Here is a 23,973-nt window from a genome sequence, read left to right on the forward strand (position 1 = left end):
AAGGGCGTCCCGCCCGGACCGTGGGGGCATGACTTTCGCCCGCGAAGTGAGGAACGCCGTCACCCCACGGGCCGCCCTGCTCGTCATCGGCGTGCTCGGACTGCAGCTGCTGTTCATCGCGTCCTACGTCGGGGCGCTGCACAGGCCTTACCCGACCGACGTCCCCTTCGGGGTCGTGGCCCCGCGGCAGGTGTCCGCACAGCTCGTGACCCGGCTGGGAGATCTCCCCGGCGGTCCACTGGACCCGCGCGCGGTCGGCAGCGCGGCCGAGGCCCGCGAGCAGGTCCTGAACCGTGACCTCGACGGCGCCCTGATCGTCAGCTCCGGGGGAACCACCGACACCCTGCTCGTCGCCTCCGGCGGCGGCACCGCCCTGGCCGACTCCCTGACCCGGATCATCACGAGGACGGAGGCGTCCCAGCGGCGCACGGTGCGAGCCGTGGACGTGGCCCCGGCCTCCGCGCAGGACTTCGACGGCCTCTCGTCGTTCTACCTGGTCGTGGGCTGGTGCGTCGGCGGCTACCTCTGCGCCTCGATCCTGGCCATCAGCGCGGGCGCCAGGCCCGCCGACCGGCAGCGCGCACTGATCCGGACCGGTGTCATGGCGCTGTACTCGATCGCGGGCGGGGCCGGTGGCGCGGTCATCGTCGGGCCGGTCCTGGGCGCGCTCCCGGGCAGTGTGTGGGCACTGACGGGGCTGGGCACCCTGGTCGTCTTCGCAGTCGGCATGATCACGCTCGCCCTGCAGGCGCTCACCGGCGTCATCGGTATCGGCCTGGCCGTCCTGATCATCGTGATCGCGGGCAACCCGAGCGCCGGCGGCGCCTTCCCGCTCCCGATGCTGCCGGACTTCTGGCGGGCGATCGGCCCCGCGCTGCCGCCGGGCGCGGGCACCTGGACGGCCCGTTCGATCGCCTACTTCAAGGGCAACGCGGTCACCGGCCCCCTGCTGGTGCTCTCCGCCTGGGCGGCCGTCGGCACCACCGTCACCCTGCTGACCGCGATGCGACGGCGGCCGGACGAGGCGACGGAAGCGGCGGCAGGGGACGGCGGGTCGAAGCACGCCTGAGGGGGACCCTCACCCTGGGAGCGGCCGGAGCGCTCCTCGGCGCCGCGACTCCACGATGTGCTCGGCGGCCCGCTGCGGCGCGTCCCCGCCACGCACCAGGGCCCCCGACAAGGTGGCCACGTGTGAGAATCCCGCCCCAGCCACCCCGAGCGTGAGCCGGACGGCGACCGCGTCCTCGACCGTGACGAAGCTGACGCCGGAGGCGTGGCGGAACACCCGGGCGTCCGGATCCGCCCCCGCGACGGGAGGTGTGGAGCCGCGTGGCGCACGGCCATGGGCAGCGGGCGGGCGAGACGGCCTCGGCCTCGCGGTCGCCACCAGTCGTGCGGCCGATGCCCCGGACTCGGATGTCGGTGCCGACCGCCCTCCGGCCCGAGTGGCCACTTCCTGTCAAGTTGCCGGTCCACACGGCCTGTTGGGAGGAGCGCCTTGTAGCGTCGGGGCGTCTTGTCATGCCTTGTCTCAGGCGGTAATCCGTTTGCCCGGCGTACTCGATATCCAGCACTCTCAACGGCATGTCGGCTGATCAAAGGAACCGGGGATGGCAGGAACGGTCAGGACCGCATTGCCCACGAGGGACATACGGCACGACAGCGGCGTTCTCGCCTCGCCGAAAGCTCCACGCGTACGCGTTCCGGTGCTCGGAGATCTTCTGCGACTGCGATCGGACCTGCTGAACGCCATCCAATACGCCGCTTCGTCCGGCAGCGATGTGTCGCATTTCAAGGTCGGCCCCAAGAGCATGCTTTTCGTGCATCGCAGCGCTGCGGCGGATGTTGTTCTCTCCGACATTCACACCTTCGGAAAGCCGGACGCCAAGAACCCTCTGAGGGCGGTGCTCGGGGACGGTTTGGTCAGCAACCCGGACCACGAAGACTGGCTGCAGCGGCGAAGGGCTCTCCAGCCCATGTACAGCCGCCCCAGCATTGCCGGGATGCGGCAGAAGCTCGCCAGCGTGGCCGCCGAATGCACGAGGCGCTGGGAACATCACGACCGAACCGTCCTGAACGTGTACGAAGAAATGCTCTCCTTCACCCTCGACAGTGTTTCGACGTGCATGTTCAGCCGATCCGGCGACACCGTTTCCGACATCGTCACCCCGGCCACGGCCTCGTTCCTGCTCGACTTCGTCGAGCGCCGCATCCGGAAGCCCTTCTCCCTGCCCGTGGGCGTACCGACCCGGAGACATCGCCATTTCACGTCCACTCTGCGAGGTCTCGACGATCTCGTTCACGGGCTCATCGATGAACGACGGCGCACCGGCGAACAGCACGGCGACCTCCTGGACATTCTGCTGTCTGCCGGAGTCGGCGATGCCGCCGAGCCGTTGACCGATCGCGAGATCCGGGATGAAATCCTCACCACAATCTTGGCCGGATATGAGACCACGGCCAGTGCGCTGACGTGGATTCTTTACCTTCTTGCGTGCTACCCAGAGGTTCAGCGGCAGATCCGGCAGGAGATACGTTCTCCCGCATCGACTTCCGGAAAAGGGCCCCGGAGCGGCACGGTCCTGGAATGCGCCATCAATGAGAGCATGCGGCTGTTCCCACCGTCCCCGACCATTCCACGCCAGGCGAATAAAGACGCACTCATCGGTTCGGCCGAGGTTCCCGAGGGATCGTTCGTCATGCTCAATGTCGCGGCCATCCACAGAGATCCGACAGTCTGGGAAAAGCCGGACGAATTCATTCCGGAACGGTTCGCGAACGGCACCCCCGGGAAAGGGACGTACCTTCCTTTCGGCGCAGGTGCTCACATGTGCATCGGCAAAGGGTTTGCCATGATGGAAATCAGCATGCTCGTGGAGAACGTGCTCGACAAGTTCGAGATATCGCTGCGAGACTCCGCGGGGCCCGAACCCAGGGCCCTCATCACTCTGCGACCCCGTGACGGCTTCGAACTGACCCTCACAAGAATCTGAAGCCGGTACAGGCTTCGACATTCCGGCAACGCGCCACATCATGAGAGAGGTTGACCCTATGCGCCGCGCGGCACGTTTCAACGCGACGGTCGAACTCGTGCGTCCTCGTACCCTTCTCGTCAGCCCCCTCTCATACTGCGTAGGCCTGGCCGTCGCGGATCACCGCTTCGACTTCACGGTGCTGCTCGGCATCGCTTTTCATGTGCTGGCTCCACTGGCCGCCAATGCCCACAACGCCGTGACGGACCTCGTGGAGGACGGAAGGAACGTACCGGGGCGCTTGAAGCTGGTCGAGACAGCTGGTGAAGCGCTGCTCCAGAAGATCGTGTACGCGGGCCTGGGCGTCATGCTCCTGCTGTCGCTGGCGATATCGTTGGCCCAGACGATCATCTGGGTGTTCAGCGTTTTTCTGGTACTCGGATACTCCTCGCGGAAATACCGGCTGAAGGGCCGTCCGATCACGGGCATGGCGGTGTTCGCGATGGCCGTCACGGAACCGTACATCGCCGGCGCGCTTCTCGCCGACTCATGGTGGGAGATTCCGCAATACGACTCCTCCTACCCGGTCGTTCTCGGGGCGTTCCTTTTCTGCTGGTACTTCGCGAAGGGAATCATGAAGAATGTTCCCGACTACGCGGGAGACAAGGAGGCCGGTCTCAGGACGATTCCGGCGCTCATGTCGTCGCAGCGCTCGGCCGCTTGGGCTGCTGCGGCGGCGACCACACTGGTCTATGCCTCGTTCCCGGTGCTCGTCCTCGCGACCGGCATGCCCGATCGCCTGATGTGGGCGGCCCTCATGGTGCTGCCGGCCGTGGGTAACATGGCAGCCATGGTCCGGGCCCGAACTCAGTTGGAATACAACCGGGTCGGCCAACGGGACATGTACGTTTCCGTCGTGTTCCTCGGCATTCTGCTCTTCGCGGTGCAACCGTCGGTGGGATCAGCCGTGATCGGGCTCCTCGCCGTCACGGTCATGGTCGGGACGGACGTGTTCGGAATGGACTCCCGGGCGAGTCGCCATCTCGCACGGTCCGAATCGGCAGAAGCAGCAGGCGTTCCTGGAGGAGGTCGGAGAGTTGACGGGTGACCGCATGCCTCACGGCAAAGGCTCTGAAGTGCATGGGATCTTCCAGAGGATCGCCGGGTACTACGATCGGATGAACTTCGTCATGACGCTGGGCCGTCATGCGCAATGGTGTCGCGATGTGGCCGCACGTGTCGCACCGACCGCCGACGGACACCTCCTGGACTTGGCCACCGGAACAGGCGCGATCGCCTTGGAGGCGGCCCGGAGGTACCCCGCCGCCACCGTGACCGGCGTCGACTTCTCGGAGGAGATGCTGCGTCGGGCACTGACCAAGTCCGGGGCGGACTCGGTCCGCTGGCTGCACGCGGATGCGGCGCGCCTGCCGTTCGGGAACGATTCCTTCGACGGGATCACCGAGGGCTATCTCCTCAGGAACGTCGCGGATCTGGACGGAGTGCTGCGCGAGCAATACCGGGTCCTCAAGCCCGGCGGGCGCGTCGTGATTCTCGAGACATGCCCCCCGAGCGGTCTGGTGAAGCCGGTCATGGAGTGGGGCATGCGCGTATGCGTGCCGCTGCTCGGGCAGATCGTGGCCCGGGACCGGGCATCGTATACCTATCTGGAATCCAGCACGCTCGCATTCGAATCCCCCCAGCACATCGCCGGAATTCTGAATGGACTCGGCTTTCAGGACATCGGATGGCGTAAGAAATTCTTCGGCACGAATGTCATACTGTGGGCCACCAAGCCGAGGTGACGCGGTCGGCATGCCGAACCGCACTGCCGGCCTCACCCCGCTCTCCGGCATGCCGGTGAACCCGTGCGGAGAAGTACGATCAATCCTGCGCCCGAGCAGCGGCCTCTCGGCATGCCAGGATCTTCTTGATGAACCGAGGGGGAGATTTCATGAGCAGATCCGTTTCGTCCAACACTCCAGCCATTCCTCATATATCAAGCACGAAGCAGGTGCTGGAACGCTGGGAATACGAGTATCCCGACCGGGTCGGGTCGATAGGAATCGACGGCCGCGGGCTGACCTGGAAGGAAATCGCCACTTCGACGCGGACCCTGGCCGGCCGGCTCGAGCAGGCCGGCATCGGGGCGGGTGATCGAGTCGCCGTCATGGCGGGCCGGTCGCGTTACGCGCTCAGCAGTCTGCTGGCGATCTGGAAGAACGGATCGTCGGCGGTGCTGCTCGACGAACGGCACCCGGTCGAACGTCTGCGTTGGATAACGCGGGATTCCGCTTGCTCGGCACTCGTGTCGTCCGAACCGGATGCCGCAGATCTGGGTCCTGTGGTGATCGGGGCGTCCGGCTCCGGGACCGCGGCCGCCGGCCGCCCACTCGTAGGGCGTGGCGACGACAAGTGGGCCTCGTACGAGCCCGGTTCGGAGGCCTACGTCGTCTACACCTCGGGAACCACCGGTCGCCCGAAGGGTGTTCGCGTCGGCTTCGCGGGCCTGGAGAATTTTCTGGCCAATGCCGAATCGCTCGGATACCGGACGGGCAGTCGAGCCGCGTCGGTCGTCTCCCCGGGTTTCGACGGCTGGCTGTGGTCGGTACTCACTCCTTTCGTCAACGGCGTGACCTGCGTGGCGATCGACACCGCACTCGGGAACGTCGAGAAGACCCTGGTGGCGCAGGAGATCGACAACCTGTGCATGACCCCCTCGCTCTACGCCTCGATCGAGAAACTGCCGGAGGCCGAGGTCGCCGTCGTGGCGGGAGAGCGCTGCCCGGACTCCCTCGTCGCCACCCTCCAGGACATCGCCGACCGAGTCATCAACGTGTACGGGCCGACCGAGACGACCATCGCCGCGACCATGTCCGACACCGCTCGCCGGGAGGACCCCCGCACGATCGGCCGCCCGATGTCCGGCTACACGGTCACCGTCGTCGATGCCGACCTGAACGAGGTCCCCTCCGGCGTCCCCGGCGAGGTTCTGATCGGTGGCACCGGAGTCGCACTCGGATACATCGGCACGAGCGGGCCGGACGCGGATCGGTTCGTCACCCTGGACGGAGCCCGCTGTTTCCGGACAGGCGATCTCGGAGTGCTGGGTGACGACGGCCAGTTGAGTTTCCTCGGCAGAGCCGACAACCAGGTCAAGATCGGTGGTTTCCGGGTGGAACTCGAGGAGATCGAGAGCATCGCCTGGGAGGTGCCGGGCATCGAGAGTGCGGTGGCCTATGTACGAGGTGATCCGTTCACCCTCGCGATCGGCCTCCAGACGGCATCCGGCACCTCTCTGGACGATGGCCTGAGAAAGAGGCTCACCTCCGCATTCGCCTCGCGGTTGCCGCGACAGTTGTGTCCGACCTTCATGCATCGAGTCACCGACGTGCCACTCGAGCCGACCGGTAAGGTCTCGCGCCGCGAGGTGGCAGCGCTCGGCGAGGCCGAACTGTCCGGCGCCCTGGAATGCGTCGTCCCAGCCCCCGTCCGGGCCGACCGCGAGAGGCATGTCCTGGACAGCGTTCTCGCGGCGTGGAACGACGTGTTCGGGCACAGCGTCGCCGAGGACTCCGACTTCTTCGCCATCGGCGGACATTCGGTGATCGCGGCTCAACTGGCCTCTCGGATAGAGACGCGGCTCGAGGCGCCCGTTTCGATCACCGACGTCCTCACGACCGGCACGCCCCGAGCGCTGGCCGACCGGATCGAGGAAGCGAGGCCGGCATGACCTATCTGCGATCCTTCACCCCGGCCGACCGGAGCGCCTTCGCGACAGTGGTGGTGTTCCCGCAGGCGGGTGCGGGCTGTCTGCGTCTGCGTTCGACCGCATCGGCGCTCCCTTCCGGGCTGAACCTGCTGGGGGTGCAGATGCCGGGGCGCGAGGACCGGTTGAACGACTCCCCGGCGAACAGCCTGTCCGAGGTGGTCGCCCGCATCGGCGCCGAACTGCGCGATCCCGCGCTTCACCGGCCGCTGGTCCTCCTCGGTGTCAGCCTTGGCGCGCTCATCGCCTACGAGGTCGCGAGGAAACTCGAACCCGAGGGCGCGGGGCCGCGTTCACTCGTGGTGGCCGCGGCCCGGTCGCCTGAGTACTGGAGATCCTTTCCCGCGGCGGACCCGCCGTCGGCGGAGTTGACGGCTCTGCTGCATCCCTCCGTCCGCGACTCCGGGACCGCCCGCTACGCCCTCGCGACGCTGCGCTCGGACGTGCGTCTCATGGCCGGATACCAAGTCCCGTCCACACCGCTGACGAGCACATCGCTACGGTCGGTGTCGGGAAGCCGTGACGACGTCGCCACGACCGCGCAGATGTCCGGATGGCGTGACAGGTCGACCCACTACCAAGGACATCAGGTGATCAGCGCAGACCATCACGCGTTCATGGACCAGGACGTCCTGATCGGGATTCTCTCCGACGTCGCCGAGACCGCTCGCCGTCAGGTGGTGCACGGGTGAAGCAGCAGACGCCCCCGGACCTGTTCGAGCCAGGTCTGTTCGAGGGAACCGGATTCTACGACGTCTTCGCCTGGTATCGAGCCAATGAACCCGTGTCCTGGCAACACCCCGCCGGCGAGCCGGAGGGGTTCTGGAGTGTGACGAAGTACCACGACGTGGTGTCCGTCCACAGGGACAGTACGCGGATGAGTTCGACGAAGGGCATGCGCCTCGGTTCGACCGACCGCGCCGTCGATGCCGTCGCGAACAAGATGCTGATCGTTTCGGACCCGCCCGATCACACCCGGATGAAGCGCGTGCTCATCCAACCGTTCTCGAACGAGGTTCTCGCCCGAGCCGAAGAGTACGTGGAGAAGGTGGTCGCCGACGTCGTGGCAGCGGCCGTCCGGAATCCGCAACCGGACCTGATCAAGCACCTCGAGCGCATCCCGACCGATGTCATCTGCGCGATCATGGAGCTACCCCGTTCGGACTGGGCGTGGATCGGGGAGAAGACCACCGAGGCGTTTGAATCGCCCTCGGAAGTCCGTCGCGTCATGGCGAACAGCGAAATTTTCAGGTACTTCTACGACATGGTGGGCGAAAACCGCAGAACCGCTGCGAACGGCTTCATCAACAGGCTCACCACGCGGACCGGCGACACCCCGCAGCTGACCGATGAGGAACTGGTCTTCAATTTCAGCGGGATCCTGGCCGGTGGGAACGAAACGACCCGGTACACACTGGCCGCGCTCACCCTTCAGCTGGTGGAACACCCCGACCAGTGGCGCCGGGTCGTCGAAGGGGAGGTCGACCCGAGCGTCGCCACCGAGGAAGGGCTGCGCTGGTCGGTGCCCGGGATGCACGTGATGCGGACCGCCACGGAGGCCGTCCGGGTCGGCGACGTCGAGATCGAGTCCGGCCAGCGCGTCGTGACGTGGATCGGCTCGGCCAATCGGGATGAAGAGATATTCGACGACCCGGACACGTTCGATGTCGGTCGGACCGGAAACCGGCATGTGAGCTTCGGCGCGGGTCGCCACATGTGTCTGGGAAGCCGTCTGGCACGACTGGAGACCACCGCGTACCTCCGGATACTGCGCGGCATGGTGGGATCCATGACGCTCGAGGGCGAACCCCGGTACAACGGATCGAACTTCACCTGGGGCCTGAACGAGCTTCCGGTGGTGCTGAGCACATGACGGACATGACACCCGCCCCGCCCGTACGGGCGGTGACCCTCTGCCTTCCTGACGAGGTGTTCCAGGACGGACGGGTCGATGTGGGCGGCGTCGGCGAGTACGGCGGGAAGGTGCTGGAGATCGGTGAGGAGATCACGCGCGCCGGGTTCGACGTGCAGACGGTCCGCCTTTCCAGCCCGGCACTCGACGAGCCGGTGAACCACGAGCAGCTCTCCACGCGGGCCGCTGACCTCGTCGAAGGCTGCCGTCGGGCGGGGGTGGGCAGCGCTTCTCTGAGCGCGTTGCGGCCTGCCGCGCTCGTGGAGCTCGAGCCCGCCGGGATCGCGGAGGTGCTGACCGAACACCCGTCGTTGTTCCTGTCCGTCGTGGTCGCTGACGGCAGCGACGTGGACGTATCCGCGGTCGACTTCAGCGCGGCCGTGATCCGGGAGCTGGCGAGCCGTGACGGTGATGCCAACTTCCGGTTCGCGGCGATCGCCAATCTGGGCGCCGGCGCACCCCTGTTTCCGGGGTCCTTCAGTGACGGCGGCCCCGCGGGGGTGAGCGTGGGGCTGCAGTCGGCCGGCACGCTGCTCGCCCACGCCCGGGCGGACCGGCCCCGTGACCTCGCGGAGACGACACGGCTGACCAGGAGGTGCCTGCAGGCTCAGCTGGACGTGTTCGAAGGTTTGCTGAGGCCGTCGTGCGAGCGACGCGACCTGCTGTTCAACGGTTTCGATCCGTCGCCGGCCTGCGCGCCGGATGCGAGTATCGGAGAGTTCCTGGAACATGTCGGCGGTATCCGCTTCGGTGCTCACGGAATGCTCGCGACCTGCGCCGCGGTCACCGCCGGCGTTCGGTCGGTCAGTCAGCCCACCGTCGGATACGGGGGCCTCATGCTCCCGGTGCTCGAGGACAGGGTGCTCGCACGCGCCTGGCAGGAGGGGCGGATCAACGCCGACTCCGTGCTCGCGTACTCGTCGGTCTGCGGTGCCGGACTGGACACGATCCCCTTGCCCGGTTCGACCCCGGAGCACGAGGTCGTCGCCATGATCAGGGATATGGCAGCACTGTCGGCCCGGTGGGTGAAACCGCTGTCTGCCCGCCTGATGCTCGCCCCGGTGGGGTCGGACCCACGGCGTACGGAGTTCCGGGCGGAACAGATCGTCAACATCGACTATCCGTCCGTGTGAACGACGGTTTCCACGACAAGGGGCACACCCGGCTCCCCGCCGCCTGCGAGGACGTGAGCAGGCGGCGATGAGCCTTTTCGACCGGTCCCGCTCACCCCTTCACCCCCGCGCGGCCTCCTCACTCTTCATGCTTCGCACACGCCACACCCATGGCCTCCGCCGCACGTGATCCGCGAAAGGACATGAACGCGCGTACGTGCCCAAGTGGACCCGGTTACAGGTGCAATACCTCTGCACCTCAGGACGTGAGCCACTCGATAGAGTGATCGCTTCTGCAATCGGCGAAGCCAGCAAGGGGGGACCCATGTCGTTCGAGCAGGAGTGGGCGCAGCGGAAGGACGAGGTGGCCGAGCGCCACTCGACGCGGATGCGGCTGAATCAGCTCCCGGGCGACCAGGGGCCCACGGGGCAGCCGCCCTTGCTGGGCAGCAGCCAGTCGCCGGACCTGGCGACCACGCCCGCCAAGAAGAAGAAGGCGGCGAACAGCATCGAGAACAACATCGAGCCCGGCACCAGGACCGCCGCCGACGCCGCCGACGAATCCGTCCGCGCCGCCATCACCGAGTTCAAGGGCTGGGAAACGGCCTCCGGGCTCAAGAAGGCACACGAGCACTGGGACGAGCAGGTCAAGCGGCTGATGGGGCGCCTCGGCCGGGAGAAGGCGGCACTCCGCAACACGGCGATCATGTTCAGCAACAACGACTTGGAAACCGAGGCGGGTTTCGCCCCGGTGAAGTCCAAGGTGTCGGGTATCTAGGGGGAACCGGTGCCGACGTACGAAGAGATCACGCAGACGAAGCTGTCCGCGCTCACCACCGCGGCGGACGGCTGGAAGACGATGGCGGGCAAGTTCAAGACGCTCGAGGACCTGTACGAGGACGACGTACAGAGCATTTCCAAGGGGCAGCTCTGGACGGGGGAGAGCGCCTCCGTCTCCTCCACGAACTTCGCTCTGACGCGCAGCGAGTACGACGCCGCACAAAAAGAGGCGAAAGCCATGGAGTCGCTCCTTCGCGACGCCCACGGCCAGCTCACCGAGCTGATCGCCCGGGTCAGGTCCGCAGTGGCGGAGGCCGAGAAGGCCGGGATGAAGATCTCGGCCCAGGGCGTCGCGAGCTATGACTTCAGCAAGGTCGACGCGAAGACGAAGTACAGCATCCAGCACGACCCGGATCTCCCGGACGTGGAGCGTTCCTACACCCAGAAGATCGCCGACGCGGTCAAGGTCGTGACCGAATACGATCACGACATCAAGGTCGCTCTGCTGCAGGCATCGGGGGCCGACAAGTCGGGGCTCTTCGGGTTCAACGCGAAGCCGGTCAACGACGTGGAGGCCGTCGAGGCGCTCAACCTCACGGAGAAGGTCCGTTCCGGCAATGCTTCCGAGAAGGAGCTGAAGCACTACCGGGACATCATGAACGAGAACGCCAAGGACAAGCATTTCGGCGAGGCGTATATCGACGGCCTCGGCGCGAAGGGCACCTTGGACCTGGCCGACAAGATGGAACTGGCGGCCAACGAGCGAGGCGTCTCGAAGGAAGACAAGAAGCTCTACGACTCGATCAGCACCAGCCTCGCCAACACCGTGGCCTCCGGCACGAAGGATCCGGCCGGCTACGCGTACAAGCCCTTCGTCGAGGGGCTCAAGGACGCCGGTACGGACAACATCGGGGACAACCTGCGGCCGGTGAACGGTTACCAGACCGCGGTCACCCTCATGCAGCACGGCAACGGGTACGGGAAGCAGTTCCTCAACGACGTCGCGGACGACATCATCGACGCCGAGAAGAAGAACCCGAACGTCTGGCTGCACCACGTCGACGCCCAACGCCCCACCCTGGCGAACGACCCGCTGGACGGCATCCTCGGCATCATGAGCAAGGACCCGGACGCGGCCACCTATTTCCTCGACCCGGAGGCCGGGGGAAACAAGAACGACCACCTGAAGTACCTGCTGACGGACCGCAAGGAATGGCCCGACGAGTACTTCTCCGGACCCGGCGCGGTCATCGACGTCGAGGACACCGGCAAGGCCACGGGGCTGGGAGCGGCCATCCAGGCGGCCGCCACCGGGCACGGACCGGGAGAGAAGCTGGGCGAGGCGGGTCCGCACACCGAGGGCCAGGCCCGCGTCATGCACAACACCATCCGCTACCTGGACAGCGAGATGGGCGGGGACGAGTTCCCCGAGGACCTGAAGAACCTGCAGCAGCCGATGGCCAGGGCCATGGCGGACTACGTCTCCGACACGCACATCATTCTCGGCGGTCAGGAATCGGACTACGGAGGCATCGCCGGAAGCGACTCCATTCACGGATCCGGCGACAAGGCACACATCGCGGTAGGCCAGGGAAGCCTCATCCGGGTCATGCGGGGCATCTCGGACGACGCACCATCGTATTCGCTGCTGTACGAAGCGGAACGCGCCTACTCGGCCGAGGTGCTGGCCGATGCAGAGGATTTCAAGGGCGACAGCAAACACGGAGCCAGTTCGGACTGGAACCACCGCACACATCAGATCGGTACGGCGATGGGGGCCATCAATGGCATTGGGGCCGATGTCTACCAGGACAAGGAGGACGACAAGGTCGAATGGGCGGAGGACACCGCCGAATACTCGGCCATCGGGGCCAACGGCCTCATAGGCGAGATCCCCATTGTGGGCACCGCAGGTGGCGCGTTGATCGATTCGATCAAGTACGACTGGACCAAGGATGTCGTCGAGGAGGCCGAGCAACAGGGCAAGCAGGATTCCAGTGAGAACTACGGCCGGGGTATGGACGGAACCAATCGCCTGATCGACACATGGGGCGAGCAGAGGGGAATCAGTGATGACGGGCCGTTCAACGAGGCGAAGGACGATGCGGCCAATGGATACTCCATCGGCAGGGGTGCAGCAGCAGCACACCTCTGAGGTCCGGACCTCAAACCGGTCCGACGGGCGCTTGGCTCTTACCGCATTGGTCCTTCTCTCGCTCGCCGCATCCGCGTGCACGACAGGTCCCGAGGCCGCACCCGAGGCGCGGTTCTGCGACGTGCCCGCTTCCTCCTCCGAAGGGAAAGCGGTGCGCGATGTGCTCAAGGCGGACGAGCTCAAGTCCACCGTCTTCGCGGAGACGTCGGACCTGGTCGAAGGTATGCGGGAACGACTACAGGAGGACAAGCCGACACTGCCTCAGGCCACGTGTTCGTTCGCCCCGCGGGACACCGTCAGCACCAAGAGGCTGCGCATCGAGTTCTCCTGGGTCCCGCGGACTCCGGATGCGAGCGGCAGGAACAAACTTCCGGGCCCGCTCAGCCACTACGACGTGAACGGCGCCGTAGGGGAAGCCAACGACATCAGCTCCCACCTCAGGGTCGAGTGCGTACTGCCAGGCGCTGACAAGGAGACGTCGAAGCAGATCCTGCTCCAGGGAGAAGCCTCCAACACCCTGCTCATGGGGACCGAGGTCCAGCAGAAGACGATCGACCAGCAGATCACCTTCCTCTACCTCATGACCCGCAGAGCCACCGAAGCCCTCGGCTGCGAGAACGACCCACTGGCGAAGAATCCCGTGGTCAAGCCGTCGCCTCCACCCGCCGAGTAACCGTGGTAAATCCGCCCGCTCCCACGGTGGGGGCGGGCGGCTGACACCCATTCGACGAGTGGCTGCCGTGCGCCCCGAATCGCCGGCCGGTGGTGGAAGTGGGCCTTGTCCGCACCCGAGGGCCGGAGCCCGGTCGAGGACCCGACGGGTGAGCACGCGGCCGTGAACCAGCCGCACCACCTCCGGGTTTCTGGCCGGCATCTACGGCGGCCGGGTGGAACGGCGCTGCGCGATCCCCTCGGACCGGCCGGTCTTCTTCCCGATGCTCAACATGCAGCACCCCAGGTCGTATTCGAGGGCCCCTTGTCCATGGGGGGCGGCAGAAGCCACGGCCTCGCGCCATGGCATTCCGCTGCCACTGCGGGAGCTCACCGTCCCGTTCCGGACGGGGCTGATCCAGCGCTAAGCGTGGGCGTCCGGGGCGGCATGGCGCCGCTGCTGCCCGGCCAGTACGTGCTGGAGATCAGGGCGAGTGCCACGAACGGCTTCCGGGTCGACACGACGTACCACCTGGAGTCGGAGGGACGGTAACGGCGGCCGGGCGGCGGCGGCCGGTGGTGGACGGTGGCCGGACAGGGGACGGCCGCCCCGGCCGCTCCGCCCTCTCGCGCGAGCCGGTAGTGAAACGGGCCCGCCACCCTGACGCGCGACCGAGCCTTTGGCAGCTACCTGACGAAGCCCTGGGCATGGCAGGTACATGGCCTCATTCTGGAGCGGCCTCGCGAGACCGGCGAGGAGTACGACCGGCACAACCCCCTTTCATCCTCCGGAGGTTGCTCATGCGTCGCCGCTTCACCGTCCCCCTCGCCGCAGTCGCTCTGTCGCTCCCGCTCGCCCTGATACCCGCCACGTCCGCCTCGGCGGTACCGTCGGACAAGCTGCAGGTCCTCAGCTCTTGGACCCAGACGAGCTACTCCAGCTACAGCGCCTGGAACACTGCCCGCAACAACCAGGGCGCCTGGGCCGCGTACGGCTTCAACTGGACGACGGACTACTGCAGCACCTCCCCCGACAACCCGTTCGGCTTCCCCTTCCAGAAGGCCTGCGCCCGCCACGACTTCGGCTACCGCAACTACAAGGCCGTCGGCCTGTTCTCCGCGAACAAGTCCCGCATCGACTCGGCGTTCTACGCGGACCTCAAGCGTGTGTGCGCCGCCTACTCCGGCAGCCAGCTGGAGGCGTGCAACACCACGGCATGGACCTACTACAAGGCCGTGGACATCTTCGGCGTCGCACCGGCCAAGGCGACCACCGAGGGGCTGACCCCGGCGGCCTGACCATCGCCCCAGGCCGACGGCAGGCCTTGGATCTGACGGTCACGCCGTCGCCCCGTGTGCGCCAGGAGGCTGGGACCTCTGGCGCACACGGATCCCACGCCGGCAGCCGCAGAAGAAGGCGGAGACGTCAAGAACGGAAACGGGAACACGTATGGCCGGGGCGATGTCGTCGAAGCGGTCCCTGCCGAACGCCGCAGGAAGGCGTCTCCCGGCACATGCCGCTGCGTTTCGAACCACCGGATGGAGAGAGGCCGGCCCACAGTCCGCCGCTCGTCCGGTCGGCTCAGTACGCCCCGAAGGACCAGAAGACGCCGACCTCGCCGTCGTTCACCGCGATCAGGCCCAGGTCGTCGAACAGGTCGAGACCGTTGATGTACTCCCCCGTGAGGAAGAGATGGGACTCGGTTCCCTGCAGGCCCGCCGCGACGAAGTCCGGGGCCGGGTCCGAGGCGGCGGCAGTCGCGTTGGTCCAGTAGCTCGCGGTGGGTCCGTACCGGTCGAGCAGCGTCCGTGCGTCCGCCAGGACGGCGTCCCGGTCCGGGCGGGAGCGGACCGGGGAGAACTCGGCCTGCCACTCCTCGGTCATGACGGCGAGCGCGGCGACCGCCGCCTCCGCCTCCAGGGGATACAGCCACTTGGGGAACTCCGAAGCAGCCGGCGGATCGAAGGGATAGTCGGGCACCGTGTGACGGGCTGTGTTCTCACGGTCCCAGTCGAGCCTCACCCAACCGCGAGGGTCGGGAACCGAGCGGTGCAGCACGGCGAGGACGTCGTGCGCCCAGTCCTCGTGGAGCCGGGGTCCGGTGGCCGCGAAATTGTAGGAGTCGTCCAGCAGCCGCAGCGCGGCCGCCTCCCACGAACTACGCAAGCTGGATGGCACGTTCAGCACCGCAGCGGCCTCCACGCGGGCGTCGAGCCGATTGATCGGCGGTCGGACAGGTATTCGTGCATTCTTCCCGAAACACAGGTGTACGCCGCAGTCCCCCTGACCGACCCGCACCCGGTGCTGTCAGATGATCCGCACGGCAGGTCTCAGGAGCGCACAGCCATCACCACGTACAGGCCCGCCAGGGCTGCAACGATGGCAAGCTGCGATCGCAGGCACTGAACGTCGAGGAGTCTGCAGGGCTCATCGAACGGCTGGTGGGAGGGAGAGACATGAGCGTGAAGCAGGCAAGCGGAGACGTGAACGGGCTGCGCTGGTTCAAGAGCAGCTACAGCGGATCGGGCGGCGGCGACTGCGTAGAAGTGGCCGACGGCCACGGTGCGGTCTACGTACGGGACTCGAAAGCCACGAGCGGCGGGCCGATGTTGCGGGTCGGCCGGGGCGAGTGGACGGCGTTCCTGGCACTCGCGCGGGGGGTTGCGCCGACGAGGGCTCCTGAACGGAAACGGTGGGCCGGTCCGCGTCACGCGAGGTGATGCGGACCGGCCGGCGTACCGGGAAAGCGATGAGGGCGAACCCCCACGGCCGGGAGACCCGCACGAAAGACGGAAAGCCCGCCCCTTCCTGTGAAGGGGCGGGCTCGCCGGCTGCCGGAAGCCTTAGGTCAGCCGATCTCGGCCCCGTACGCCGCCAGTGCCTCCGGCACCGGCTGGAAGAAGGTCTCGCCGCCCGAGGAGCAGTCGCCGCTGCCGCCGGAGGTCAGACCGATGGCGGTGTCGCCCGAGAAGAGCGAGCCGCCACTGTCGCCCGGCTCGGCGCAGACGGTCGTCTGGATGAGGCCGTTGACGATGTCGCCGTTGCCGTAGTTGACCGTGGCGTCCAGCGCGGTGACCTCTCCGTCGTGCACCTGGGTGGTGGAGCCGCTGCGGGTCACCGACATGCCGACGGTCGCGTCGCCCGCCTTGGTGATCGCCTGGGTGGAGCCGTCGTAGAGGTCGACCTCGCTGGGGTGCTCCACGTCGGCCGTGTACTTGACCAGGCCGTAGTCGTTGTCCGGGAAGCTGGAGCCCTCGTTGGCGCCGATCTCCGCTCCGCCCTGCGAGTCGGACCAGCTGGTGATCCCCTCGGTGCAGTGCCCGGCCGTCAGGAAGTACGGCTCGCCGTCCTTGACCACGTTGAAGCCGAGCGAGCACCGTCCGGTGCCGCCCCAGATGGCGTCGCCACCCGCGATGAGGGGCTTGAACTCCCCTGCGGACTTCCTGAGTTCGGCCTTGGAGCCGAGGCCCTTGACCACCGCGCCGAGCTTGTCCCAGGCCGCGCCGTCGACCGTGCGGTCGGCGGTGACGACCACCTTGTTGCTGACCGGGTCGACCGCCCAGGCGGTGCCGGGGAGGGTCGCCTTCTCGGTGAGGGTCTGCCGGGCCGACTTCAGCTCGGCGAGCGAGTGCTGCACGACCCTGGCCTTGCCGCCCGACCGGCGCACCTGTTCGGCGGCCGCCTCGTCGAGGACGTTCACGACGAGGTTCTTCGCCTCGGCGTCGTAGTACGCGCCGGCCGCGTCGTCGCCCAGGGTCTTGTCCAGGGTGGTGGCGAGATTTCCGGCCGCGTTCGCTGTCAGTGTCCGTGCGGTGGACTGGGGAACGCCATCGCTGGCGTTCGCAGTCTGGAAGGTGACTCCTGTTGCGAACAGGGCGACGACGGCCGAGCCCGTCATGGCCGCACGCTTCCTGGATATGCGTCGGTGCTTCAACTTCGACCTCCTGTGGGGCCGCGTTCGGACAAGTGGGGTGCCCGGAACACGGAGGATGGAGCCGCCCACTATTCCGACGCACCCGGAAGCACACAAGGCCGACTTCAGGACGCACACACGACAACGACGCTTCACTCCCCTCCCGTTCACATGACGAGGCCGGGCCTCTTCGGTTCCGTTCGCGAACACCGCATGCAATCGAGTGTGGTCAGCGGGTGAGGTCTACGCCTGTCCTGTTCTCGCCCTTCAGGGTCCGGATGCTGGGGCTGCGGGTCCGGATGCGGTGCAGGTACCCCTGGGCGAACACGGGTTCCTTCCGACAAGCAGTGCCGGTGCCGCCTTTGATGCGCCATCATCGAACTGACAGCACACGCCGGGCACCTGGTGCCCGGAAGGGGCGGGGTCACCGGACGGAGGAGTCGGGGTGCGCAGTCGGGTGCGGGTGGCGGACGGGCGGCATCTGATGGTCGAGCGTCAGGGGGATCCGCACGGCAGACCGGTCTTCCTCCTCCACGGAATGCCGGGCAGCCGGCTCGGTCCCGCTCCACGCGGAATGGTCCTCTACCAGCGCAAGATGCAGCTGATCGCCTACGACCGCCCGGGATACGGCGGTTCCGACCGGCTGGCCGGACGCCGGGTGGTGGACGTCGTCGAGGACGTACGGACGATCGCCGACTCGCTGGGGCTGGAGCACTTCGCCGTGGTCGGCCGGTCCGGCGGCGCGCCGCACGCCCTGGCCTGTGCCGCGCTGATGCCCGACCGGGTCACCCGTACCGCCGCGCTGGTCGGCCTGGCCCCCTGGGACGCCGAGGGCCTGGACTGGTTCGACGGGATGGCCGCGTCGAACGTACTCGCTTACTCCACCGCCGCGGCCGATCCCGACGGGCTCGCGGAGTCCTTCATCAGCCGCTCGGCGGAGATCCGGCAGGACCCGGTCCGGCTCCTGGACGACCTGCGCAGGGAGCTGACCGACTCCGACCGGATCGTCGTCAACGACGCGGGCATCCGCACGATGCTGCTCGCCAACTACCGTGAAGGGCTCCGGACCTCGGCGTACGGCTGGATCGACGACGCGATCGCGTTCTGCCGGCCGTGGGGGTTCGACCCCGCGGACATCACGGGGCCGGTGATGCTGTGGCACGGCGAGAAGGACGTGTTCTCCCCGGTCGGCCACACCCGCTGGCTGGCCGGACGGATCCCGGACGTCACGGCCGTGATGGAACCGACGGCGGCACACTTCGACGCGCTGTCCGTGCTTCCGTCCGTTCTCAACTGGCTGCTGGACGAACGGGAAGCGGCGGTCTGCTGAGGACGTCGGCCGCTGGACGTGGCGGGGACTCCGGTGGGGAGCCCCCGCCGGATCACACCGACATCGGCTCCAGCTCGCGCCAGAACCTTCGCTCGTCCCTCGCTGTCCGGGTCAGCGGATGATCGTCCCCGAGCTGCCGTGCCAGCTCGTCACCGGCCTCCGCCCGCACCCGCAGCGCCTCGTCCTTGCGCCCCATCGCGCCGAGCGTGACCGCGAGGTTGGACGTCATGGCCAGCGTCTCCGGGTGGTGTGTCCCGAGAACCTCCCGGAGCTGGCCGGACAACTGCCGTTCGGTCTCCAGCACTATGTCGAGGTCACCCCCCTCGGCCGTCGCGTTGGCCAGGTTCATGACGGTGAACAGCGTGTTCGGATGCTCCCGCCCGAACACCTGGCGCATCGAGGCGACCACCTTCGTCAGCAGCCGCTCCGCCTCCCCGGGCACTCCCGTCCCCGAGAGGTAGACACCGAGGTTGTTCTGCGCGGCCAGGGTGTAAGGATGCTGCTCCCCCGGCACCTTCATGTACTGGTCGACGACCTCCTGCGCGGCATCCCGCGCCTCGGCCGCCTCCCCCGCGGCGAACAGGTCGGCCGCCATGTTGAGGTCGCAGGCCAGTGATTCCGGATTGGCCGAGGTGTACTTGGCCCGGTACCTGGCACGCGTGGCCACCGTCAGCCTGCGCGCGTCCTCCAGCTGCCCCGCCCGGCGCAGGGACACCGCGAGACTCTTCGCGGCGCTCAGCGTGGTGGGGTAGGTCCGGCCGAGGGTGGCCTTGTAACTGTCGTACGTACGGCTGAGCAGACCGACGGAGTCCTCGTACCGCCCGACTTCACGCAGGTCACGGGCCAGGGCGTTCGCGGAGGAAAGGCTGTACGGGTGTTCTGCGCCCAGGACCTCGGAGCGCAGGTCGTAGCAGTCCTGGTCGATCTCCCGGGCCCTGGCGTACTGCCCCACACTCCGCAGGTTGAGCGCCAGGTTGTTGGCCGCCGCCAGTGTTCGGGGGTGCCGTTCGTGGAAGATCTGCCCGAATCCCTCATGGGCCCTGGTCGCCAGCTCGATCGCCTGACCGTAGTCCCCGAGCAGACCCAGGTCGATGGCCAGACTGCTGGTGGTCATGAACGTGTGCGGGTGCTCCGGTCCCAGCACCTCCCGCTGCCGCCGGAGGGTGAGTTCGTCGAGTTCCTTCGCCTCCACGTACCGGCCCCGCGTACGCAGGATGTTGGAGATGTGGAAGCAGAGATACAGGTACTGGAGATCCTCCTCCCCCAGCACGCTCCGCCAGGTCTCGCGCAGTTCGTCCCCGAGCCTGCCCGCGGTCCTGACGTCTCCGCGCTTCCACAGGTAACGCACCCGGTCGATCAGGAGCCTGCGGGTCTCCGGTTCCTTGCAGTTGCGCGCGTCGGACGGGCCGAGGTGCGGCCAGATCGTGGCGAAGCGCGGCCAGGTCGTCGGGTTGTCGATCGGCTCGTCGTCGTCGGGCCGCGCACCGGCCAGCACCCGGTGGACGACGTGCCGGGCCTCGCGCTGCTCCTCCTCGCTGAGCTGGGCCCTGATCACGGCCTGCACCAGCCGGTGCACCTGGATGGAATTGGAGACCTGATCGACCTTGGCGAGGGCGAAACGGCCGATCTCCCGGATGACCCTGCCCAGGACCAGCTTCTCCTGCAGCGAGGCGTCGTACGGCTTCAGCGCCTCGATCATCTCCTTGCTGTAGAGGAGATTCGCCGAGATCGGCTCAGGGGCGAAGAAGGCGCAGAGCTGGAGCAGCCGCACGGCGGCGGGTGAGCGCTCCTTGAGGCGTTCGATGGAGATGTTCCAGGTGGCCGCGACGGGTTGCGGATAACCGGCCGGCTGGTTCAGGGCCAGGACCTCGGGAGCCTGGCGGGCCAGCTGCTCCAGATACGTGTCGATGGGGGTCGCGGTCTCCGCGATCCAGGCCGCGGCCTGTTCCACGGCGAGCGGCAGGTCACCGACGGCGGTGGCCACCTGGTCGGCGTCCTCGTCGTTCAGTCCAGGAGCCCGTCGCTGCAGGTGCTCGATCGACTCCTCCCGGAGGAAGACGTCGACGGGCAGTGCGTCTCCGTGCTGGGACCACGCCTGGTTCCTCGACGTGACCAGGATGTGGCCGGAACCGCCCTGCGGGAAGTACCGCCTGAGCCGCTCGGGGTCGTCGGCGTTGTCGAAGACCAGCAGCCAGCGGTCCGAGGGCACACCGCGCCGCAGCAGGTCCACGGCCTCCTGCGAGGCGGAGGCCATGTCGTCTCCGCCCTGCGCTCCGAGCCGGACGGCCAGTTCGGCGAGACTGGCCACCACGTCGTCGGTCTGCTCGGACGATATCCACCACACCAGGTCGTAGTCCGCCATGAAACGGTGCACGTATTCCAGCGCCACCTGGGTCTTGCCGACGCCGCCGAGTCCGTAGAGGGCCTGCGGCTGCGGGAGCATGACAGCCATGCCGCCGCCGAGCTGGTCACGCATCCGCTCCAGGACCAGGGAGCGGCCGGTGAAGCCGGGGTTGCGGGGCGGCGCGTTCCAGATCCGCGGCACCGTACCGGGGAACCGCGGTCCGGGGGACACCCCGTCGCCGAGTTGCACCGGCCTGTCCAGGGCTCGCATCAGAGCGGACGTGGCATGCACTTCGTCCAGTCGGAACAGGTCGACCGGATTGCGGTCGATGTACGAGGCGGAGAGTCGCACATCACTGACCCGGAGCGGCAACAGCTGTCGCCGGCCCCCGCCTGAGTCGTCGGAGACCGCCCTGTCCCACAGGGCCACGGCCCGCTGGGACTTGAGGTAGGCGCTGGAGAGCAGCACGACGGTACGGGCCGCCGTCTCGGCCGTGGTGTGCGAAGCGCCCACGGAGGCGGGCTCGGCGGAGACGTCACGCGGGACCACGCGGAATCCGGCGCGGGTGAGGACCGATTCGATCCAGTCGGCCCACATGCGGTTCTCCGCGACGTAGCTGAGGAAGAGATCGGCGGGCAGGGCCGGCCGGCGCCGGGTGAAGGCGTCGCGGATGCGCAGCCGTACCTCTTCACCCACCGGGGGCATCGAGGTGATCTCCTGTTCGGTCACGACCGCGGTGAGGCGTTCGAAGGCGGACAGGAGCGAATTGCTGAGACCCGCCTCGTCGCCGAAGGTGGCGAGGGTCTCCTCGTACGCGTAATAGGGGCGGTAGGGGATCTCCACCGCACCCCAGTAGGCGGTGAGTTCGTCCCCGGAGAGGTCGCGGGGCAGTCGGTCGAACTTGAGCCTGGCCAGGGCGCGGCCGGCGTCGGCCTTCTCCTTCTCGCCCTCGTCGATGCGCATCGGGACGGGGAAGATGGAGATGGGCCGGCCGGTGTAGCGCTCGGCGATCTGCCGGGCGACGGAGGCCGCGCCGTCGATGGACTGGTCGCTCAGTGTGAAACAGTCGACGAGCACGTCCGGGAGGTGGACGGTGCAGATGTCGGCTATGTCACTGAGACCCGTACGGCTGTCGATGAGGACGTAGTCGTAGTTGGCCTTCATGTCGTCGCGCAGGGCGTCGAAGAAGTGACCGCCGCCGAGCCGGTCGTAGAAGTTGTCCCAGTCGAAGGTGGAGACCGTGGCGGAGTACTCACGGTTCTGGCGTCCGGCCGAGACGAAGTCGAGGGTGCCGCCCTGCGGGAATTCCCAGCCGAGCCCCTCGGGGTTGAGCGAGACCGCGTGCGGCTGGATGCGGGCGTAGTCACGGTGCCAGTCGTCGGACCGCTGGGCGGGGTTCGTCGCGGCCCAGGCGTACTCGGTGATCAGGTCGATCACCCCGGTGGTGGCACCGAGCGTCGACGGGTCGAGGAAGGGGTGGAAGAACCGGTGGAGCCCGGGGGCTTCCAGGTCCCAGTCGACGGCCAGCACCCGTTTGCCGTTGGCGGCCAGGATCCAGGCGGTGTTCGCCAGGGCCATGGTGCGCCCCGTACCGCCCTTGTACGAGTAGAAGGTGACGATGCGCCCGTCACGACCGGCTGTCATACGTCCTCCGCGTCCGTCGCAGGGTCGAGCATGTCGGGTATGAACTGCGTGCTGCCCATGGGGCCCATCAGTCGCGTCCGTTCACTGTGCCGTCCACCCGCGGGTGGATAGACCGTGGCATGCCTCAGATACTGCTGGGCTGCCACCTCGACCACCTGGGGAAGGACCTGTCCGAACGCCTCCATGGTGGGAACCCCCTTGGCCGCGGCGCGGCAGAAGGCGCGCCCCTGCCGCATCTTGGTCGGCATCGTCTGCTCGAGCTTCTCGGTCAGTTCGGCCTCGGCGGCTCTGCTCTGGTGGTCGTCGCGGTACCAGGGCACCACCATGGTCACCCAGGGCCGGTTCTCCGCGTCGAAGGCGGCGAGCCTGCGCCGGCGGTCCTCGTCCTGGAGGGCCCAGCGGTCGACGAGGAGGATCTCCGGGGTGCTGGGCGGTTGTTTGCCTTCCGGCTGCCCTGGATCCTCGTCGAACGAGGTGATGACGGCCTGGTAGTTGAGGGAACGCACCAGCTCTTCCGCGACGTAGGCCAGCGGCCTGGCGGCGGCGGGGTGGTACGGATTCCACTCCTGCGGATTGTCGCCGTAGTACGCCGGGTTACGCCCTTCGGGCAGGTCATGGAGGGTGGGCGCGGCGATGGTGATCCGCATCGGTCTGGGAACGCCCGCACCGCTGTCCGGCGGCCCGAACGCGCTGGGAACGAGGCGGTAGTCGAGCGGCCGGCCGGAGTCGAGCTGCACGGTGTCGGCGACGCTGACAATGCGTTTGGCCAGTTCATAGACGGCCCGTTCGTATTCCTGGGCGAACAGCCTGAGCTTGATCAGCCCGTAGAGCCCGTCACTGACGTAGCGGTCCCCGAAATCTCGGTGGTTGAACTGCAACCGCTCGGCCGGTCCCGGCAGTTGGCTGGGCGGCACCGGAACCCAGAGCGCGGGGACGATCGCCTCCGCGGGCTGATTCGAGCGCGCCCGGTAGTGAATGGCCCGCTGCTCGAAGGCGTACCATTCCTTGCCGCACATCTCGCTGGTGAAGTAGCGCGGCGAGAACAGCGGCACGAAGACCCTGCAACTCGCCAGCACGCCGCCCAGTCGTTCCGACCAGCCCTCGCCGGAGCGCATCTCCCGGTCCATGAAGCCGGCAGGTGCACCCGCGGGCAGGTTGGTCATGGCCATCACATGGCCGCAGAGATCTTGGAAAAGCCGTTCGACCCACATGTCTGGGTCCGATCCACCGCCGTACCCCGGTGTATGCGCGTAACTCAGAAAGAAGTACGGCCGATGGTCCGCTCGCTGTTGCGTGAATGCGTGCACACGACCCCCGTCCTGTGTGAGCACCCGCATCCCAGGACTGTGGAGGGGGTGCGAGCGAATTCATCATTCCGGAGCGGACCTTG

At 67.5% G+C, this 23,973-nt stretch carries 19 protein-coding genes; 15 read left to right on the forward strand and 4 right to left on the reverse strand.

The window, feature by feature from the left end:
• The first annotated feature begins 28 nt into the window (after positions 1-28).
• The 13 genes from AB0F38_RS24245 to AB0F38_RS24305 all read left to right on the forward strand — a co-directional run bounded on the left by AB0F38_RS24245 (position 29) and on the right by AB0F38_RS24305 (position 14,650).
• Positions 29-1,069: a DUF3533 domain-containing protein gene (locus AB0F38_RS24245; protein ID WP_361897085.1), complete on the forward strand. Its 1,041-nt coding sequence runs from the start codon at positions 29-31 to the stop codon at positions 1,067-1,069.
• A gap of 541 nt (positions 1,070-1,610) precedes the next feature.
• Positions 1,611-2,993, forward strand: a complete 1,383-nt coding sequence (locus AB0F38_RS24250; protein ID WP_361897088.1) for a cytochrome P450 — start codon at positions 1,611-1,613, stop codon at positions 2,991-2,993.
• 58 nt (positions 2,994-3,051) lie between these two features.
• Positions 3,052-4,080, forward strand: a complete 1,029-nt coding sequence (locus AB0F38_RS24255; RefSeq protein ID WP_361897091.1) for a UbiA family prenyltransferase — start codon at positions 3,052-3,054, stop codon at positions 4,078-4,080.
• A 4-nt stretch (positions 4,081-4,084) separates the two neighbouring features.
• Positions 4,085-4,777, forward strand: a complete 693-nt coding sequence (locus AB0F38_RS24260; RefSeq protein WP_361897094.1) for a ubiquinone/menaquinone biosynthesis methyltransferase — start codon at positions 4,085-4,087, stop codon at positions 4,775-4,777.
• A gap of 149 nt (positions 4,778-4,926) precedes the next feature.
• Positions 4,927-6,705 carry an AMP-binding protein gene (locus AB0F38_RS24265; RefSeq protein ID WP_361897097.1) on the forward strand — a complete coding sequence of 593 codons (1,779 nt, stop codon included), beginning with the start codon at positions 4,927-4,929 and terminating at the stop codon, positions 6,703-6,705.
• A complete protein-coding gene (locus tag AB0F38_RS24270) occupies positions 6,702-7,433 on the forward strand; it encodes a thioesterase domain-containing protein (RefSeq protein WP_361897100.1) in 732 nt (243 codons plus the stop codon). Before AB0F38_RS24265 ends, AB0F38_RS24270 begins: the two co-directional genes overlap by 4 nt.
• Positions 7,430-8,614: a cytochrome P450 gene (locus tag AB0F38_RS24275; RefSeq protein WP_361897103.1), complete on the forward strand. Its 1,185-nt coding sequence runs from the start codon at positions 7,430-7,432 to the stop codon at positions 8,612-8,614. The genes AB0F38_RS24270 and AB0F38_RS24275 overlap by 4 nt, the downstream gene beginning before the upstream one ends.
• Positions 8,611-9,786 carry a DUF711 family protein gene (locus AB0F38_RS24280; protein ID WP_361897106.1) on the forward strand — a complete coding sequence of 392 codons (1,176 nt, stop codon included), beginning with the start codon at positions 8,611-8,613 and terminating at the stop codon, positions 9,784-9,786. Before AB0F38_RS24275 ends, AB0F38_RS24280 begins: the two co-directional genes overlap by 4 nt.
• Positions 9,787-10,090: 304 nt before the next feature.
• On the forward strand, positions 10,091-10,543 hold the full coding sequence (locus tag AB0F38_RS24285) for a hypothetical protein (protein ID WP_361897109.1): 453 nt from the start codon (positions 10,091-10,093) through the stop codon (positions 10,541-10,543).
• Positions 10,544-10,552: 9 nt separating this feature from the next.
• On the forward strand, positions 10,553-12,700 hold the full coding sequence (locus AB0F38_RS24290) for a DUF6571 family protein (RefSeq protein ID WP_361897112.1): 2,148 nt from the start codon (positions 10,553-10,555) through the stop codon (positions 12,698-12,700).
• A 151-nt stretch (positions 12,701-12,851) separates the two neighbouring features.
• Positions 12,852-13,373, forward strand: a complete 522-nt coding sequence (locus AB0F38_RS24295) for a hypothetical protein (protein ID WP_361897115.1) — start codon at positions 12,852-12,854, stop codon at positions 13,371-13,373.
• A 408-nt stretch (positions 13,374-13,781) separates the two neighbouring features.
• Positions 13,782-13,904 (forward strand): hypothetical protein, encoded by a 123-nt coding sequence (locus tag AB0F38_RS24300; RefSeq protein ID WP_361897118.1) that lies wholly within the window; start codon positions 13,782-13,784, stop codon positions 13,902-13,904.
• A gap of 248 nt (positions 13,905-14,152) precedes the next feature.
• The gene (locus AB0F38_RS24305) at positions 14,153-14,650 is read left to right on the forward strand and encodes a phospholipase (RefSeq protein ID WP_361897121.1); all 498 of its coding nucleotides are present in this window, start codon (positions 14,153-14,155) and stop codon (positions 14,648-14,650) included.
• Between the two features lie 283 nt (positions 14,651-14,933).
• Here AB0F38_RS24305 and AB0F38_RS24310 read toward each other — a convergent pair whose 3' ends face one another.
• Positions 14,934-15,530, reverse strand: a complete 597-nt coding sequence (locus tag AB0F38_RS24310) for a hypothetical protein (protein ID WP_361897124.1) — start codon at positions 15,528-15,530, stop codon at positions 14,934-14,936.
• A 278-nt stretch (positions 15,531-15,808) separates the two neighbouring features.
• On the opposite strand from AB0F38_RS24310, the gene AB0F38_RS24315 reads away from it, so the two are divergent.
• The gene (locus AB0F38_RS24315) at positions 15,809-16,072 is read left to right on the forward strand and encodes a DUF397 domain-containing protein (protein WP_361897127.1); all 264 of its coding nucleotides are present in this window, start codon (positions 15,809-15,811) and stop codon (positions 16,070-16,072) included.
• Between the two features lie 128 nt (positions 16,073-16,200).
• On the opposite strand, the gene AB0F38_RS24320 is transcribed toward AB0F38_RS24315, so the two are convergent.
• Positions 16,201-17,286 (reverse strand): S1 family peptidase, encoded by a 1,086-nt coding sequence (locus tag AB0F38_RS24320; protein ID WP_361897130.1) that lies wholly within the window; start codon positions 17,284-17,286, stop codon positions 16,201-16,203.
• A gap of 424 nt (positions 17,287-17,710) precedes the next feature.
• On the opposite strand from AB0F38_RS24320, the gene AB0F38_RS24325 reads away from it, so the two are divergent.
• Positions 17,711-18,595, forward strand: coding sequence for an alpha/beta fold hydrolase (locus AB0F38_RS24325; RefSeq protein WP_361897133.1), 885 nt, complete (start codon positions 17,711-17,713; stop codon positions 18,593-18,595).
• A 52-nt stretch (positions 18,596-18,647) separates the two neighbouring features.
• Here AB0F38_RS24325 and fxsT read toward each other — a convergent pair whose 3' ends face one another.
• Complete coding sequence (gene fxsT / locus AB0F38_RS24330; protein WP_361897136.1) at positions 18,648-22,583, reverse strand: FxSxx-COOH system tetratricopeptide repeat protein; 3,936 nt, start codon at positions 22,581-22,583, stop codon at positions 18,648-18,650.
• Positions 22,580-23,920 (reverse strand): FxsC protein, encoded by a 1,341-nt coding sequence (gene fsxC, locus AB0F38_RS24335; RefSeq protein WP_361897139.1) that lies wholly within the window; start codon positions 23,918-23,920, stop codon positions 22,580-22,582. Before fsxC ends, fxsT begins: the two co-directional genes overlap by 4 nt.
• Positions 23,921-23,973 lie beyond the last annotated feature (53 nt).

Origin of the sequence: Streptomyces sp. NPDC025273 (assembly GCF_040638585.1) — a bacterium.
GTDB classification, from domain to species: domain Bacteria; phylum Actinomycetota; class Actinomycetes; order Streptomycetales; family Streptomycetaceae; genus Streptomyces; species Streptomyces cinereorectus.

Coding starts and splice junctions, on each gene's coding strand:
- AB0F38_RS24245 (WP_361897085.1), top strand. CDS start 29: ATGACTTTCGCCCGCGAAGTGAGGAACGCCGTCACCCCACGGGCCGCC.
- AB0F38_RS24250 (WP_361897088.1), top strand. CDS start 1,611: ATGGCAGGAACGGTCAGGACCGCATTGCCCACGAGGGACATACGGCAC.
- AB0F38_RS24255 (WP_361897091.1), top strand. CDS start 3,052: ATGCGCCGCGCGGCACGTTTCAACGCGACGGTCGAACTCGTGCGTCCT.
- AB0F38_RS24260 (WP_361897094.1), top strand. CDS start 4,085: ATGCCTCACGGCAAAGGCTCTGAAGTGCATGGGATCTTCCAGAGGATC.
- AB0F38_RS24265 (WP_361897097.1), top strand. CDS start 4,927: ATGAGCAGATCCGTTTCGTCCAACACTCCAGCCATTCCTCATATATCA.
- AB0F38_RS24270 (WP_361897100.1), top strand. CDS start 6,702: ATGACCTATCTGCGATCCTTCACCCCGGCCGACCGGAGCGCCTTCGCG.
- AB0F38_RS24280 (WP_361897106.1), top strand. CDS start 8,611: ATGACGGACATGACACCCGCCCCGCCCGTACGGGCGGTGACCCTCTGC.
- AB0F38_RS24285 (WP_361897109.1), top strand. CDS start 10,091: ATGTCGTTCGAGCAGGAGTGGGCGCAGCGGAAGGACGAGGTGGCCGAG.
- AB0F38_RS24305 (WP_361897121.1), top strand. CDS start 14,153: ATGCGTCGCCGCTTCACCGTCCCCCTCGCCGCAGTCGCTCTGTCGCTC.
- AB0F38_RS24315 (WP_361897127.1), top strand. CDS start 15,809: ATGAGCGTGAAGCAGGCAAGCGGAGACGTGAACGGGCTGCGCTGGTTC.
- fxsT (WP_361897136.1), bottom strand. CDS start 22,583: ATGACAGCCGGTCGTGACGGGCGCATCGTCACCTTCTACTCGTACAAG.
- fsxC (WP_361897139.1), bottom strand. CDS start 23,920: ATGCGGGTGCTCACACAGGACGGGGGTCGTGTGCACGCATTCACGCAA.